The organism is Prosthecobacter sp. (genome assembly GCF_014879935.1).
Classification (GTDB): domain Bacteria; phylum Verrucomicrobiota; class Verrucomicrobiia; order Verrucomicrobiales; family Verrucomicrobiaceae; genus Prosthecobacter.
Genome location: NZ_JACSRD010000123.1, coordinates 88,184 through 103,532 on the forward strand (window position 1 = coordinate 88,184; position 15,349 = coordinate 103,532).

10 protein-coding genes are annotated in these 15,349 nt (G+C 63.4%); 7 read left to right on the forward strand and 3 right to left on the reverse strand.

The genetic code is table 11. The features are described from left to right. Nucleotides 1–55: 55 nt before the first annotated feature. On the reverse strand, nt 56–8,836 hold the full coding sequence (locus tag IAE77_RS09470) for a tetratricopeptide repeat protein (RefSeq protein ID WP_294225216.1): 8,781 nt from the start codon (nt 8,834–8,836) through the stop codon (nt 56–58). Between the two features lie 188 nt (nt 8,837–9,024). On the opposite strand from IAE77_RS09470, the gene IAE77_RS09475 reads away from it, so the two are divergent. Then, nucleotides 9,025–9,816, forward strand: coding sequence for a ThuA domain-containing protein (locus tag IAE77_RS09475; RefSeq protein ID WP_294225219.1), 792 nt, complete (start codon nt 9,025–9,027; stop codon nt 9,814–9,816). Between the two features lie 7 nt (nt 9,817–9,823). On the opposite strand, the gene IAE77_RS09480 is transcribed toward IAE77_RS09475, so the two are convergent. Further along, on the reverse strand, nt 9,824–10,027 hold the full coding sequence (locus IAE77_RS09480) for a hypothetical protein (RefSeq protein WP_294225222.1): 204 nt from the start codon (nt 10,025–10,027) through the stop codon (nt 9,824–9,826). Nucleotides 10,028–10,053: 26 nt separating this feature from the next. Further along, nucleotides 10,054–10,794 (reverse strand): L-ribulose-5-phosphate 4-epimerase AraD, encoded by a 741-nt coding sequence (gene araD, locus IAE77_RS09485; protein ID WP_294225225.1) that lies wholly within the window; start codon nt 10,792–10,794, stop codon nt 10,054–10,056. An 83-nt stretch (nt 10,795–10,877) separates the two neighbouring features. Between araD and IAE77_RS09490 the strand changes: the two genes are divergently transcribed. The 6 genes from IAE77_RS09490 to IAE77_RS09515 all read left to right on the forward strand — a co-directional run bounded on the left by IAE77_RS09490 (nt 10,878) and on the right by IAE77_RS09515 (nt 15,342). Further along, the gene (locus IAE77_RS09490; protein WP_294225230.1) at nt 10,878–11,879 is read left to right on the forward strand and encodes a MoxR family ATPase; all 1,002 of its coding nucleotides are present in this window, start codon (nt 10,878–10,880) and stop codon (nt 11,877–11,879) included. Between the two features lie 66 nt (nt 11,880–11,945). After that, nucleotides 11,946–12,155 (forward strand): hypothetical protein, encoded by a 210-nt coding sequence (locus IAE77_RS09495; RefSeq protein WP_294225233.1) that lies wholly within the window; start codon nt 11,946–11,948, stop codon nt 12,153–12,155. Continuing rightward, nucleotides 12,142–12,843 (forward strand): zeta toxin family protein, encoded by a 702-nt coding sequence (locus IAE77_RS09500; RefSeq protein ID WP_294225237.1) that lies wholly within the window; start codon nt 12,142–12,144, stop codon nt 12,841–12,843. The genes IAE77_RS09495 and IAE77_RS09500 overlap by 14 nt, the downstream gene beginning before the upstream one ends. Beyond that, a complete protein-coding gene (locus tag IAE77_RS09505) occupies nt 12,843–13,760 on the forward strand; it encodes a DUF58 domain-containing protein (RefSeq protein WP_294225240.1) in 918 nt (305 codons plus the stop codon). Before IAE77_RS09500 ends, IAE77_RS09505 begins: the two co-directional genes overlap by 1 nt. Then, nucleotides 13,757–14,317, forward strand: coding sequence for a DUF4381 family protein (locus tag IAE77_RS09510; protein WP_294225243.1), 561 nt, complete (start codon nt 13,757–13,759; stop codon nt 14,315–14,317). Before IAE77_RS09505 ends, IAE77_RS09510 begins: the two co-directional genes overlap by 4 nt. Beyond that, a complete protein-coding gene (locus tag IAE77_RS09515; protein ID WP_294225246.1) occupies nt 14,314–15,342 on the forward strand; it encodes a VWA domain-containing protein in 1,029 nt (342 codons plus the stop codon). The genes IAE77_RS09510 and IAE77_RS09515 overlap by 4 nt, the downstream gene beginning before the upstream one ends. Nucleotides 15,343–15,349 lie beyond the last annotated feature (7 nt).

A 15,349-nucleotide genomic window follows, 5' to 3' on the forward strand; every position in this document is an offset into this window, starting at 1 on the left:
AGAGCGGAACGTCAGCGACAAGATTTGCTTGGGAAGATCGTGCGCGCCGTTTTGGCTATCCGGCAGGTTGGAGGCGTTTGAGGGCGGCTTCGCGGGTTTTCTTGATGCCAGCGCCGAGGCGCTTTTCGTCGAGCTGGGCGAGGACTTGGGCCGCTTCGGCCTTTTTGCCGGTGCGTTCGAGGACTTCGGCCTGTTTGACCGCGTAACCGGCGGCAAGGTTGTAGTCTTTCTCATTGCCCTTCCGCGCGTGCTGGAAGGCGAGGGCGTAAAGGCCGGCGGCAGCGTCCGTTTTGCCGTTGGCGGCGAGGAGATCGGCCGCTTCGCTGGCGGTGCGGCCCATGCGCGGCAGGGCCTCGGCGATCGGGGTGGCGGCGGCGGCAAACTCCTCCGGTTTGAACACGCGGCTCTTCTGCACGAGGTCGTTGGCGAGATTCGGGATGCCGGGGCCGGTGGCTGGATACTTGGTGGCACACCATTCGTCTTTGGCGACAGCGGCGACGAGCTGGCCGCGCTGCTCGGGCGAGAGGCGCATGTGCTTCTGCGTGCCGGCGAACTGCCGGATGTAGTCCCACATTTCCCAGCGGCCCTGGATGCGCTTCTTGAAGTCACGTTTGTCGGCGTCGCTCAGCCCTTGGCGCCATTTCTCAAAGACGGGCTGCTCATTGCTAGCCACATGGATGAGCCACTTCTGCGAGATGCAGTCGGCCACGTGCAGGTCACGCAAGTCCTCGGGTGTTTTCGCGATCACGTGTTCGAGGAAAGGCAGCACCGTGCGGATGTTTGGCTCGCGGCCGGCTTCGGATTCGTGCGACCAGTGCCAGTTTGCCACCCAGGTCGGCCCCCAACCGGTTTCTTTGACAGCGGAGCGCTGGTAGTAGCTCTGGCTGTAGCGGGCCTTCAAAGCGACATCGTAGGCCGCGATGTTGGGCTGCACGTCACCCTGCACCGCCTTCCAGCCGAGGGAGAATTGCAGCGGCTTCAGCTGGCGCCAGTGCTCCCACGTTTCCTCGATGGCGGCCAGTGCGTTGAGGTCCGTCTTCGCAGCAATGGCATCGACATCGGTGTGGATCATCTTCGCGGCGTCGTAGAACTGGCTGAGGATCTCCACGCTGTCCTTGCGCATCTCATCGTTGCTGAACCTGGTCTCCTTGAAACGTCGCGCGAGGTCCTTGAAGCGTTCGTCGCGGCTCTTGAAGCCAGGAATGGCCGCCTGCTCGTGTTTGGCGGGATCTTTGAGGTAGGAGAGGTAAATCTCGCCCAGGAAGGCAAGTCCGGGGTCACCGCAGGCTTCTTTGAAGACGGGGAGGTTTTCGACGAGTTCCTTGCTCCACAGCAGTTCCTTCTGCGGATCCATCAAGAAGCCGCGCCACTCGGCGGTGAAGTGCTCCGCCGCCAGTTTCGGCTGGCCGCCAGACATGAGACTGGCGATGCCAGAGGGCTCGTTGCTGAGCGTGTGATGGAAGCGGCGCAGCATCTCACGCATCCAGTCGTCGTTGCCGGCGCGTGCGGTCATGCGCAGCACGCTGTTGATGACCCAGTCACAGGGATTGTAGGCCGAGAGGCCGCCGCTGTTGCAGCGGGCCAGCCACGCGTCCCAGTGCTCCTGCGCGGCCGCTTTCCACGCGTCATCGACCGGCAGGCGATTGAAGCCGCGCATGATCCAGGCGTATTGATAGCCGTGCAGGCAGTGCTTCTGCTTCTGTGACTCCAAAGCGGCCGCTGCGCCGAGTTTCGCGCATTCCGCGTCCATGCCATCGACCGCCTTGTAGGCCAGGTGATGCGCCAGCGCCTGCCGCACGCGCGCATTGACGCTCTTGTTGCTCAAATGGCCGCGATAGTGCTCCCAGGCCGGTTGCAGGCCGCCAGCAGCCTCGATGGCCTTCTTGGTGCCTTCGTTCTGCGCCGTCTGCGGTTCGAAAGCGAGGAAGACGCGGCCGGCGAAGTCGAGTTCCTTAACCAGCGCGGCCTGCGGATGATCCTTGGGCGCTTTGACCGCCCAATTCAGCGCGGCGACGCGTTGGGCGGCCGGCAGCTTGGTGAAAAAGTCGTGGAAGGCGATGCCGACGAGCGTGTGCGGCGTGTCACCGAGCTGCGTGGACAGCGCTTTGAGCATCGCATCGAGTCCGCGGCCCATGGCACCGCCGCCGCCGTTGTTGCGCCATACTTCCATCAGCGCCTGACCGTAGCCGGAGCTCTGCGACCAGCCGTTCATCGCCAAGTAACCCGTCGTGTCCGTGTGGTACAGCCGCATCACAAAGCCGATGGCCTCGATCTTCGGCATTTTGCGGAGCAGATCGTCGAAGGTCTCTGAGCGCGCGGTCCAGCCATTGCCGCTGCTGTAGCCATCCCAGCCGCCGGAGCGTTCCTTCGCCTCGACCAAAGCGCAGGCGGCGAGGAAGAGCTTCTCAGCCTTGTCGCGATCGGTCGGAATCAAGGTGCGCAGCGCCTCGACGAGCTTGGCGTCGTAGGCCTCGTGGTCGGTGGTGATGTCGTCGGTGCGTGTCGCAGCGATCCACCGGTCGATTTCATCGAGTGACTTCTTCTGTTCAGCGCCGAGGAAGGGCTCCAGCACCTTCACGAGCGCGGGGTCGGCGTTCGCCGGCTGGTGGAGTGCGGGAATCTGCGATTTGATCAGCGTCATGATGGCAGGGCCGCTGTTCACCGGGATCATTGCCACGTCGGCGGCACGGCGTTTCAGCAGGGCGGTCAATGCGGGTGCCGGTGCCTCTTGCAAGAAGGCCTCGCAGAACTCCACGCCGAAGGTGCGGGTCTTCAGCGCCGCCAGACGGCTGCCCAGGTCATTCGCGGTGTCGCGATTCTCACGGATCTTCTTCAAGAGCGTCACCTGGAGGCAGTTCGGCTCCTCCGGCAGGCGAAGCTGGGCGGCTTCACCCGCCCATCCGAGCGAATGAAGCGCGGAGACCAGGTTGTCCGGCGATTTGAGCACGGCGGCCATGTTGTACTCGCTGTTGCGCACCCAGTTCGCGTTGTCAGTGGCACCGACCAGGCTGGCCATGTGGAAACCGGCACCGAAGGTGGCGGGATTGCGCACGAGGTTGCTGATCGTCTGCAGCAGGCTGTAGGCGGCCTGGTTGTTCATGGAGCCGCCACGACCATAATACGACAGGATCGTGGGCTGCATGGTCTTCACCCAGGTGTCGCGTTTGTCGCCGAGAGCTGCGGAAATGACGCGGATCAGGAAGGGCTCCATCGGCTCCTCCGGTTTCAGCCGCGCACGGATGCTGATGTAATGCTGCACGGCGTAGGCGCTGCTGAAGGATCTGTTTTGCTTCAGTGTGTCGGCCACCAGGTCGTCCAGCAACAGGTCCTTGAGACCGCGTTCCTCCCAGCGGTCCACCACCCATACGGCGAAGGGGTCCTGGCCGTAGCTCGAGCGGCCGCGTGCCGACGCCGTGGTCAGGTAGGCACGCGCTGTGGTGACGAAGGTCTCAGGCTGACACGTCCAGAGCTTCACCTCGGCCTGGAGCAGCGTGTATTGCGCTGGATCAAGCGCCGCCTTCGCCAGCGGCATCACCTCCAGCTCGATCTTTTCTGGCTGCTTGTCCTTCCAGGCACGCCAGACGAGGAACTCGGCTGGAGCGGGAGCCCAGAAGCCCGCCACTTCCTGATAGAAACCGTAGCGGCGGGTCACATTCGTCGAGCGAGAGTTCCGCGGTGCCTGCTTCGCCTCTTCCAGCACCTTGCGAGCAAGGTTTGACAGTTCATCGAGCCTGCCGCTGTCCTGAAGCGTCACACAGGCGAAGCGGCGAAAACCCTCCTCCGCCAGCACCGGGTGTTTCATGAAGGCAAGGCAGAGCTGGTCATGCACCTCGCGACGGCGCCTGCCCTGCGGACTGTCGGCGGGGAGGTAGCGCTCCGACGAATCGTTGCCCGAGTGTCCGGGGCGGGCATATAAATGAGGCAGACGTGGCTCACGATAGGTCTGGTTGGCGATGATGGCGGGCAGGTCCACCATCCATTCGAGGCCCTTCACGCCCGCTCCCGGCGGTGCGGCGTCCAGCATGGCGGCAAAGGAGGCGGTGATGCTCATGCGGCCCTCAAAAGGCAGCGAGCTGTCGCGATTCAGCAGCTCGATGATCTGGTTGCCGAGATTGGACTTTTGAAACGCGGCCATGGGCACCTCGGCCATCAGTTTGACAGCCCGCTGCGGATCGGTCTGGGCGATGAGGGCGCAGAGGCGCAGGCGGGCGTCGTAATGCTGCGGATTCACCGCCACGATCTTCTCCAGCGTCTTCTGCGCGGCCGCCTGGTCGGCAATCAGCTCAAGGAACTGCGCATGCTCGAAGAGCTTCGTCGGCGTGGCCGACTCGCCGGGATCAAAGGCGGCCTTCACCTTTGCCTGGACGGCGGGCCGGCTGGCGATGCGCATGATCTCCTTCGCACGGCTGATCGCGTAGCTCTGGTTGTTGTTGTTCATGTAGGAAATGGCGTTGTGCAGCTGCTTCACCGCCTCCTTCACCAGTGCCTCCTCGTCTTTGCCGCCCGCCAGTTGCTGTAGCTTCTTCGTGTCGATGTTCGAGCTGCTGTAGCTGTAGGACGAACGTTGCGTGACGGTCGGGGCGGCCACGATGGCCACGCGAGACCACTGATCGGCCTCATCGGCCAGGCCGAGGTATTTCATCGCGGCGATCAGCTCCTCCTTCTGCTCAGAGGTCACACGGGCGCTGCGCAGGCGGCGCACGGCCATCTGCGCCGGTTCCAGCCCAGGACTTCCGGCCGGCTGTTTCAATTTGAGCGCCGCATGAGCCAGCGCGGCGTCGAAGGACGACCGCACCTCCGCCGGAATGGCCATGCCTGAGGCGCGGACGAGCAGCTCGATGACGCGGTCGTATTGATCCTCGATGCTGAGCCAGGATGCCGCGAGCAGGAGGTCATCCACGGAGGGATTCGGCGCATCCAGCAGCTTCTGCACCTCCGCTTTCACGCGGTCGCGATCTCCGGCCTTGTAGGCCAGCAGCATGCGCAGCGGAGCTGACTTCACGCCGTCGAGCAGCGGCTTCACCCCGGCGTAGTCCTCCGGCTCGGGCTCCATTTTGTCGCCGGGGTCGGGATTGTAGAGGTCCTTGCGGCTGAAGTAGAGCGTCAGCATCGGCGGCAGCGCCATTCCGCCGGGAAAGGGCAGTCGCTTGATCATTTCCGTGCTGGTGCTCTGCGACCGGCGATTGAACTGGCTCACCGATTTTGTCCATGATTGCCGGGTCGGTTCATGCTCCCGCCAGATGCGCACCTCACGCTCCAGGAGATCGACAAACTCCCGCCACGCCTGCTGCGTGCGGCAGGCGTTCGCGGCATTCGGAAGGCCGGTGTTCATGATCGGATTCGGCCCCGCGTCGGGACTGACGCGGTCGAGGTTCTTCAGCATGAGCGCCAGGATGCGTTTGCGCACAGGTTCAGACAGGAAAGTGGACGAGGAATTGTCCCGCATGCTTTGGGAGCCACCGATGGCGGACCCCAAATAGTAAAAGGCCGTTCCCACGTTCAGCATCTCCTCCGCCGGCACTTTCTCCAAGGCGTCCAGGGCCGCGACGATCATCGGCGCTCCTTTTTCACTGTCGGCCTGGACCGCCTGCAGGGCCGCCTGGGCCGCCAGCTCAGGATGTGTTGTCTTGAAGGCCTCAAACGCCTTCGTGGCCGTGTCGAGGCTGACGTTGTCCCAATTGCTCGTCAGTTGGGCCAGGATGACGAGATCGCCAGGATGCTTCTCCAGCGCATCCGGGGACATCTGCAGACGGTGGTATTGGTCCAGGTCAAAGATGTCCAGGTAGCGGGCCGCCGGGACGCCCAGACGTCCGGCCTCAGCGATCAGCGCGGCCTGCTTTTCCGTCGTCTCCAGCTTCAACAACGCGACCAGATGCGCCAGCCCCATGGAACGCAAGTTGCCCAGGCTCGCGGGTGCCATGACCGCGCGACTGGCGGTCTGGCCCGAAAAGCGAATCGCATTGTTGCGGTAGTTGTAGGCCTGGTAACCGCTGCCGTAATCCGTGAGGCGGATCAGATCGACAAAGCCCTCCGGCACGCGCTTCTCCAGCTTTGCCAGGTAGGCGCTGCGCGTGTCGGGCGTCTTCCGGGCGGCCGCGATTGAAGGCAGCTCCTCCTGTTGCGCCATGAGACGCATGAAAAGGGCGGTGGCCTCCGCCGTGCGGCTTTCCTCCTCCAGCGACACGGCCAGCAGGTAGCCGAGGCGATAATCCTGCGCATGCTGCCGGACGAGCGGCTCCAGGAAGCTGGCGGCCCGTTTCCAGTCCTGCTGCGCGGTCATGCCTTTGGCGAGCGCCAGCGCATCATCAGCCGCCATCTGCGCCCCACCGGCGATCTCGTAGAGCAGGCGGTAGCCTTTGTTGGCGTCGCCATACTCGATCTGGATCGAGGCGATCATCTGCTCCACGCGTGATCCTTTGTCGCGGACGGCGACCCGCTCCAGCCCCTCGACCGCCTGCTTCCAGCGGCCCATGTCCAGATCGGCACGAGCGATCTGCAAAGCGAGAGTCACATCATCCGGCCGCAGCCGCATCGCCTCGCGCAGCGACCGTTCCTGCTCGGTGGTGTTGCCTGCCACCCGATGAATCTCCGCCAGCGCCAGCCAGGACGAGGCATCGCCACGATTGGTGCGCTGACGCTCGACGAACTTGTCGATCAGCGGCTTCAACTGGCCGCGATCACTCGCCAGACGTGCCAGGGTGGCCACCCAGCGCATTTTGTCCTCCGGCTTCTCCTCTTTCTCGAACAAACCGAGGTAAATCCGCTCCGCGTCGCTCATCTGGCCGAGATCCGCATACGCGGAGGCCAGGGCGTCTGCCACGGACTCGTCGTCCTCGAATTTCCGGGCTGCGGCGGTGAGCACCGGCAGAGCATCGCGTGCCTTGCCGGACTGCTGCAGCAGCCGTGCCTCACGCAACCAGGGCGTGGTGGAGCCCGGCGAAAGCTTCTTCCACTCCGCCACCCACTTCAGCGCCTCTTCAGGCTTTCCGGCACGCTCCACGAGATCGACCAACTGCTGAACGTGGGTCGAATTGCGTCCCTGAGGCAGGCTGACGAGCTTTTCCGCCTCCTGCGCGGCCCGCAGCCAGTCCTGGCGCGACTCCAGCAGCTTCACCAAGCGTGTCTGCGCGGCCAGCGCATGCTCCGGCGGCATTTCCCGCAGCACCTTTTCAGCACCGAGGCGGTCCTGCGCTTCCTCCAGCAGCGTAGCGAGCAAAATGCGCTCCTGGACGCTGCCGGGCTTCGCTCGCAGTTCGTTCAGCGTGGCCGTCATCTTTTCCTCGGACGACTTCAAAGCGGTCACTGCCTGACGCAGCGCATCATCGAGCGATGAAGCATCCGAAGTCGCCCGAACCCGGGCCAGCGCCCATGGAACGGCATCCGTTTCCTTCTTCGAGCCGAGCGCCGCGTTCACCAGCAGGCCGAGGAAACGTTCGTCACGCTCGAATTCGGCAAGACGTGCCTGCAAAACCTCCATCGCCGCCTGCGATTCCAGCCGCGCCATCAGAGCCTGGCCGACGGCCATGAGCTGGCCCAAGTCGCCGTTCTTGGCGAGGTCACGCCAGATCGCCAGCGCGGCATCGCGTTTGCCGCTGCGATGCAAGTAATGCGCCTGCGCCTCCTTCGCGGCGGTGCTGGCAGGAAACGCCGCCACCATGCGCTCGTAAGCCGCCGTGGCGTCATCGCCGCGTTCCCAGCTCTCATACAACCGGGCCACGCGCAGGTGATCGAACTCCGTGGTGGCCTTCGCGGCCAGAAACTTCTCCAGCGTGGCTTTCGAGGCCGCTTTGTCCTTCGCCCGCTCCTGCAAGGTCGCGAGGCGGATCAGCAGCTCGCGATCGTCCGGCGATTGCTCCAGCAGCACGTTGGTTTGCGCGATCGCTTCTTTGAACTGCTCAAAACGGTCGAGCAGATCGAGGTAGCTCTCGCGCAGATCCCGCTGTCCCGGCGTTTTTTGCAGCAGCGTGGCGTAGATCGCCAGCGCCTTGTCCTTTTCACCGAGTTCGGCCAGCACCCGTGCCCGCTGGCGGTCCAGCGCCGTGCGCTGCGGATGCGTGGCCTGCAGTTCCTCCAGTTTCTTCGCCAGTCCGCTCACGTTTTCGTCGCGTCGGAAGGTCGCCTCGATCTGCGCCAGCACCTCGCCCTCGATCCAGGTGCCCTGGCCGGTGTCCGCGAGCGTGTCGGACATGAGCTTCAGCGCGTCGTCTTTCTTCGACGCACGGAGGTGGATGTCCGCGAGGCGCAGTTTGCGCACGGTCTTCGTGTAGGCGTCCGTGGTGCGGCTGATCAGCGCCTGCATCTGCGCCTCGGCCTCGGCGAAAAGACCTTCATCGAGCTGCAATTCGACGATCTCCTCGACCAAGTCCTCGTCATCGGCGTTCGCCTTCAGCAGATCCCGCCACGCCTGCAAAGCGGTGTCCGGTTTGCCCGTGCGCAGCAGCCAGCGGCCTCGCAGTTGGCCGATCTCCCGTTCAATCGAGGCCTCAGCGCCGGCTTTTTCCGATTCGGCCAGTGATTTGAGCGCCTTCTCGAACTCCATCGTCCGCGCTTCGAGTTTCGCGCGCTGCAACCAGCCGCGAGCGTTCTTCGCATCCTTCTCCAAAGCCGCCGCATAGGCCTTCAGCGCCTCGGTTTCATCGCCACGTTGCTCGTGGAAGATCGCCAGCACGAGCAGATCAGCGGCAGATTCGGTCCGTGTGCTCAGATAGGCCGCCAGGCTCTCCGCCGTGCCCGTTTCCATCCACGCGGCGTAGAAGCGATCATAAACCAGCCCGGGCTGCGGCCGCTTCAGCAGCATCTGGTGATATTTCTCCGCCTCAGGGCCCGGAGGGGTCACTGATTGCCCAAAACAGACGACAGCCAGCAGGAAGGGTAGAATCCGAGCGCGCATAAACGAATTTTGCGGAGCCTTTTACCAAAAAATCCGGGGCGGCGGCAATGCTGAAGCCGCATGGACAGATAATCGTGAAAGACAGGCGGGGCTTTCCGCGCATTATCGCCCCCTCTCAATCCAGCCATCCTGCCATGCGCCGTATTCTCTCGCTCTCCCTCGCCCTGCTCGCCTTCTCCTTCGCCCAGGCGGAGGACGTGAAGCCCCTCAAAGTCCTCATGGTATGCGGCGGCTGCTGTCACGATTACGAGAACCAGAAGCTGATCTTGAGCGAAGGCATCAGCGCCCGTGCGAACGTCGAATTCACCATCGTGCATGAGGAGGCCCGCGTGAAGGACGACCGCACGCATCAGGTCAGCATCTACAAACAGCCGGGCTGGGCCAAAGGCTACGACGTGGTGCTGCACAACGAGTGCTTTGGAGCGGTGACGGACGTCGCCTTCGTCGAAGGCATCGCCAAGCCGCACTTTGAAGGCGTTCCTGCCGTGATGCTGCACTGCTCCACGCACAGCTATCGTGCCGCGAAGACCGATGAATGGCGCAAATGCATCGGCCAGACCTCCATGAGCCACGAAAAGAACCGCGACCTGAAGGTGCGCAACGTCGCCGAGGATCATCCGATCATGAAAGGCTTCCCGAAGGAGTGGCTGGACCCGAAGGACGAGCTCTACAAGAACGAGAAGCTGTGGGAGAACTTCAAGCCGCTGGCCACCGCCTACGGTGAAGACACGAAGAAAGACCACCACTGCATCTGGACGAACCAGTATGGCGCGGGCCGCGTGTTCGGCACCACGCTCGGCCACAACAACAGCACCATGCAGGACCCGGTTTACCTCGATCTCGTCACCCGCGGCCTGCTCTGGGCCTGCGGAAAGCTGGGTGAAGACGGCAAACCGCTTCCCGGTTACGCGGCGAAGCAGAAGTGACGCGTCGTTACTGCGAAAGGTCGAATTCGGCCATCTCCCGCTCGGTCATCTTCTCGGACGGCTCATCCCGGTATCTCTGCGGGTTGAAGACCTTGCTGTGAGTGTGTTTGTAGCCGGCAGGGTCGAGCGTCTGCCACCAACGGTGGCGGGTTTCGACCGAACAGGCCGCGAGGACGGTCACGGATAGAAGAGAAAGGGCAAACAGTCGCATGGGAGGCTGTGGAATCGTGTGGCGGATCATTTCTGTCCGTAATAGGCACCCGGACCGTGTTTGCGCAGGTGATGTTTCTCCAGGATGTGGCCTGGAATCGCCGTCATCGCCGGATTGAGCGAAAACGAGCCGAGCGCCATCTGCGCGCACATTTCCAGCGCGATGCTGTTGTTGAGGGAATCCATCGCGTTTTTGCCGAAGGTGAAGGGCGCGTGGTGAAGTTGCAGCACGGCGGGCATCTCCAGCGGATCGAGTTTCAGCTCCCGCAGGCGCTCCACGATGGCGACGCCGGTGAAGCGCTCGTAATCCTGTGCCACTTCGTCCGGAGTGAGGGCCCGCACGACCGGAACGGTGCCGTGGAAATGATCCGCGTGCGTCGTGCCGTAGCAGGGCAGCTCACGACCGGCCTGGGAGAACATCGTGGCATGCAGGCTGTGTGTGTGCGTGATGCCGCCGATGTTCGGAAACTCGCGGTACAGCACCAGGTGGGTCTTGGTGTCCGAGGAGGGTCGCAGTCTGCCCTCGACGACTTTTCCTTCGAGATCCAGCACCACGATGTCGGACGGCTGGAGCACGGAATAATCGACGCCGCTCGGTTTGATCGCCCACAGGCCGGATTCGCGGTCGATGCCGCTCACATTGCCCCAGGTCAGGCGCACGAGGCCGCTGGGTTCGAGGGCACGGTTGGCGGCACAGACTTGTTCACGGAGTTCCTGGAGGGTCATCGTGGCGATCAAAGGCGGAATCAGGGGAAATTCCAGCAACATAAAGAGGCACGGCCGGCGTTATTCCCCTGAGCCTTGAAGGTTGACGGGAGAAGCCGCCCCGTTGACCAGTACTCACTTTTAACATGCCTGACTCCGCCGTCCCCACCGCCGTTCCTGACCAGGAAGCCATCGCCAAAGCCTCCGCCTGGGTGGCTCCGCTCCGAACTGAGATCTCCCGTGTGCTGGTGGGCCAGACCATGCTGGTGGACCGCCTGCTGGTGGCCTTGCTGACGAACGGCCACGTGCTGCTCGAAGGCGTGCCGGGCATCGCGAAGACCCTCGCCGTCCGCACGCTGGCAGGAACGCTGCGCGCGAAGTTCCAGCGCATCCAGTTCACGCCTGACCTCCTCCCCGCCGACGTCATCGGCACGATGGTTTACCATCCGAAGGACGGCACCTTCACGCCGCGACTGGGCCCCGTGTTCGCGAATCTCGTGCTGGCGGACGAAATCAACCGCGCCCCGGCCAAAGTGCAGAGCGCCCTGCTCGAAGCGATGCAGGAACGGCAGGTGACCATCGGCGAGAACACACACAAGCTGCCGGATCCCTTCATGGTGCTCGCCACACAGAATCCGATCGATCAAGAGGGCACCTACACGCTGCCGGAAGCCCAGCTCGACCGCTTTTTGCTCAAGGTGCGCGTCACTTACCCGACGCCCGCCGAGGAACGCCTCGTGCTCGACGCCATGGCCACCTCCGCGCCGAAGCTCGATGTGAACCAGATCACCGACGTGGAGACGATCAGCGCCAGCCGCGTGGTGGTGAACCAGTTGTTTATGGACGAGAAGATCCGCGACTACATCGTGGCCCTGATCAATGCCACCCGTCATCCCGAAACGCTGGCGCCGCACCTGAAGCTGCTGATCCGCTGCGGATCGTCGCCCCGTGGCACCATCAATCTGGCCCTCGCCGCCAAGGCGCTGGCCTTCCTGCAAGGCCGCAACTACGTCATCCCGCAGGACATCAAGGACCTCGCCCCCGACATCCTGCGCCACCGCGTTCTGCTCTCCTATGAGGCCGAGGCGGAAGGTGTGACGAGCGAGGACGTGGTGAAGACGTTGCTCGACAAGCTCCCGGTGCCCTGATGGCGGGCTTGCGGCACGCCAGCCGTCCCTTATGATAAAACCGCGTCACAATACCCTTCCATTGCCATGAATCCGCCCACCCTCGAAAACGCGAACGCCGCAGTCGAAACTTCGACCGCGCAGGGTCGCCATCGAGTGGACCCGCGGAGTCCGGAATTCACCCACCTGCTGATGCGGTGCTTCAACGAAGCCCGGCAGAAGGCCATCGAGAAGTATCTTGATGAGCAAGACGGCAAGGCGAGTGCCCAGCAAACCGACGCCCATGCCCAAGCCTGAACTCTGGATCATTGCCGGGCCAAACGGTGCGGGCAAAACCACGACGGTCAGCCATCCGGTGTTTCGCGACGCACTCGCCGGATGCGAGTTCATCAATCCTGACGCGGTGACCCTCGGCTTTCTCAATGAGCTTGGCTACCCGTCGTGGGAAAATGTGCCGCCGGACCTGCTCAAGAAGACATTCATCCGCGCCGCCAACCACTGTGAGGAGCTGATCGTGCAAAGAGTCGAGTCCGGTGCCGCGATCGTGGTGGAGACGGTTCTCAGCACAAAAAAATACTGCGCGCTGGTTGAACGCGTCCGCGAACTCGGCGGCGACCTCTTTCTGATTTACATCGCGCTGAATTCGCCCGAGCTCTCAGCCCTGCGTGTTGAGCACAGAGTGGCTCAGGGCGGGCACGGAGTGCCTCTCGAAAAGCTGGTTTCCCGCTGGAACGCCTCACTGGAGCTGCTGCCGTGGTTCGCCGTGAGGTCCACCAGTTTCTGGTTGTTGGACAACTCCGTCACGAAGCTCGGGGAGCGCGGGGATCTGATGGTCTCCGGACTGCGACAGCGCGTGGTTCTGCATGGTGTTCCCTCAGGCCCGATGCGCGGCATCGTCGGCCGGTTTATCAAAGACTTTGATTCACTCGACGTGGAACGCCGCTGGCGTCTTGATATCGAAGATCACCACACATCGCCTTCCTGATGTCCGCACCTTCCGCCACCGACAACGACGCCAGGCTCACGCGCATCTTGAAGCGCGTGCGGCGCATCGAGCTGCTGACGCGTGGCATGGTGAAGGAGATGCTCGGCGGGCAGTATCACTCCCGGTTCAAGGGCCAGGGCATCGAGTTCGATGACTTCCGCGAATACCAGCCGGGCGATGACGTGCGTTTCATCGACTGGAACGTCACTGCACGCATGAGCGACCCTTTTGTACGCAAATACGTCGAGGAACGCGAGCTCACAGTCATGCTCTGCGTCGATGTGAGCGGTTCCGGCGACTACGGCAGCCAGGAGGACTCGAAACGCGAGCGTGCGGCCGAGATCGCGGCTGTGTTTGCCTTCAGCGCCGTGCAAAACCAGGACAAGGTGGGCCTGACGCTGTTTTCCAACGGCATTGAGCAATATCTGCCCTCCCGCAAAGGCGCACCGCACGCGCTGCGCATCCTGCGTGACATCCTGAACATCCAGCCGAAGCAACGCGGCACCGACATCAAGCCCGCGCTTGATCTGGCGCTGGAACGCATCGCCCATCGGGCCCTGGTCGTGATCGTCTCCGACTTCATCACACCGAATCACGACTGGGAAAAGAGCCTGCGGGCCGTGGCGGCCAAGCATGACGTCGTGGTGGCGCAGATCGTGGACCCGCGCGAGCTGGAACTGCCCGATGCAGGCCGCGTCTGCCTCGAAGATCCGGAAACAGGTGAGCAATTCCTCGTGAACACCTCGCATCCGGCCGTGCGCGAGCAGTATGCGCGTCGTGTGGCCGAACGGCAGGACGCATTGACGCATCTGCTGCGCCGCAGCGGCGTGGAGCGCATCATGGTAAGGACGGATGACGACTACGTGCCCGCCTTGAAATCGTATTTTCGTTCACGCAAACGCAGGAGGCGCGGATGAAGGAGGCATTTTCGATCCTCAACATGGTCCTGGCGCAGTTCCCAGGCCCAGCCCCGCTGCCACATCCCGGACTGCCGCTGCCGGACAAGGTGGACTTGCCGCCCCCGTGGTGGATTCCGTGGGCCGCCAGCCTGGCGCTGGTGCTGCTGATTGCGTTCGTGGTGTTTCTGCTGACGCGGCCAAAACAGACGCCGGCCGCGCCACAACGCCAGCCATGGAGTTCCGCCTTCAAGGCCCTGAACGATCTCAAGGCGCGCGCACAGTCGATCCCGCCACAGGACATCAGCCACCGCGTGTCGCAGGTCCTGCGCCGCTACCTGCAGGAGCGCTACGCGGTGCCCGCGCCGGCCCGCACCACGAACGAAATCTTTGAGGGGACACCGGACCGCCTGCCCGGTGTGCCGATCCCACGCTCCCAGGGCATCTGGCGCGAGCGTTTCGAGCCCGTGGCACGGCTTTGCGATGACATCTCCTTCATGCCCGCACCGCGCACGCATGAGGAGTCCGTCGTGCTCATCGATCAGGCACTGGAACGCATGCAGGAGGAGCGGCCATGACGATCCCGGGCATCCCAGACTTCCAGATCCTGCATCCGCTGTGGCTTCTGCTGCTGCCGCTGGCGCCGCTGTTCGCGCTGCTGCATGGCGGCCGTGGCAAACGCGCGGCGATCCAGTTCCCGACGACCTCGCTGCTGCGTGATCTCGGCCGTCCCGCACGCAATCGCGCCGGTGGCTTCATCTTCGGCCTCGTTTTGATCAGCTTCGTGTTCGGCATCCTGGCGCTTTCGCGTCCGCAAAAGGTGCTGTCGTATGACGAGGAGAAGGCGGAGGGCATCTCGATCATGCTGACCTTCGATGTGTCGCTCTCGATGCTGATTGAGGACATGTACATCGGCGGCCAGCCGGTGAACCGCCTCACGGCGGCCAAACGTGTCGTGGCGGACTTCATCAAGGGCCGCAAGAGCGACAAGATCGGCATCGTGGCGTTTGCGGGCGAAACCTACCTGCCCTGCCCTCTCACGCTGGATCGCGACTGGCTCATCAACAACCTCGACCGCGTGCAGACCCAGCGCGTCGGCGATGGCACGGCCATCGGCTCCGGCATCGCCTCCGCCGCGAACCGGCTGCGTCGTGAGAACACCAAGAGCAAGGTGATCGTGCTGCTCACTGACGGTGCGAACAACTCCGGCCGTCTGGCGCCCACGGATGCCGCGAAACTGGCGGCGACGCTCGGAATCAAGATTTACGCCATCGCCTTCGGCACGCCGGGCGTCCACAGCATTCCTGACCCGCGCCGCGGCACGTTCACGCCGGTGGGGCAGCAGTTGTTCGACGAAAAAACGCTGCAGGAGGTCGCACGCATCGGCAGCGGCCAGTTCTACATGGCGCAGAGCCTCAGCACGCTGCAGGAGGTGTTTGAAACGATCAACCAACTCGAAAAAACCAAGATCGAGCGGCGCAAGATCACCGAGACGGACGAACTGTTCCCCTGGCCGCTCGCGGTTTCCGCCATCGCCTTGTTCCTGGCCCTGCTGCTGTCCCTGACCTTCCTGCATTCGGCCCCCGAACCGGCCGCCACTTGAGAAACGT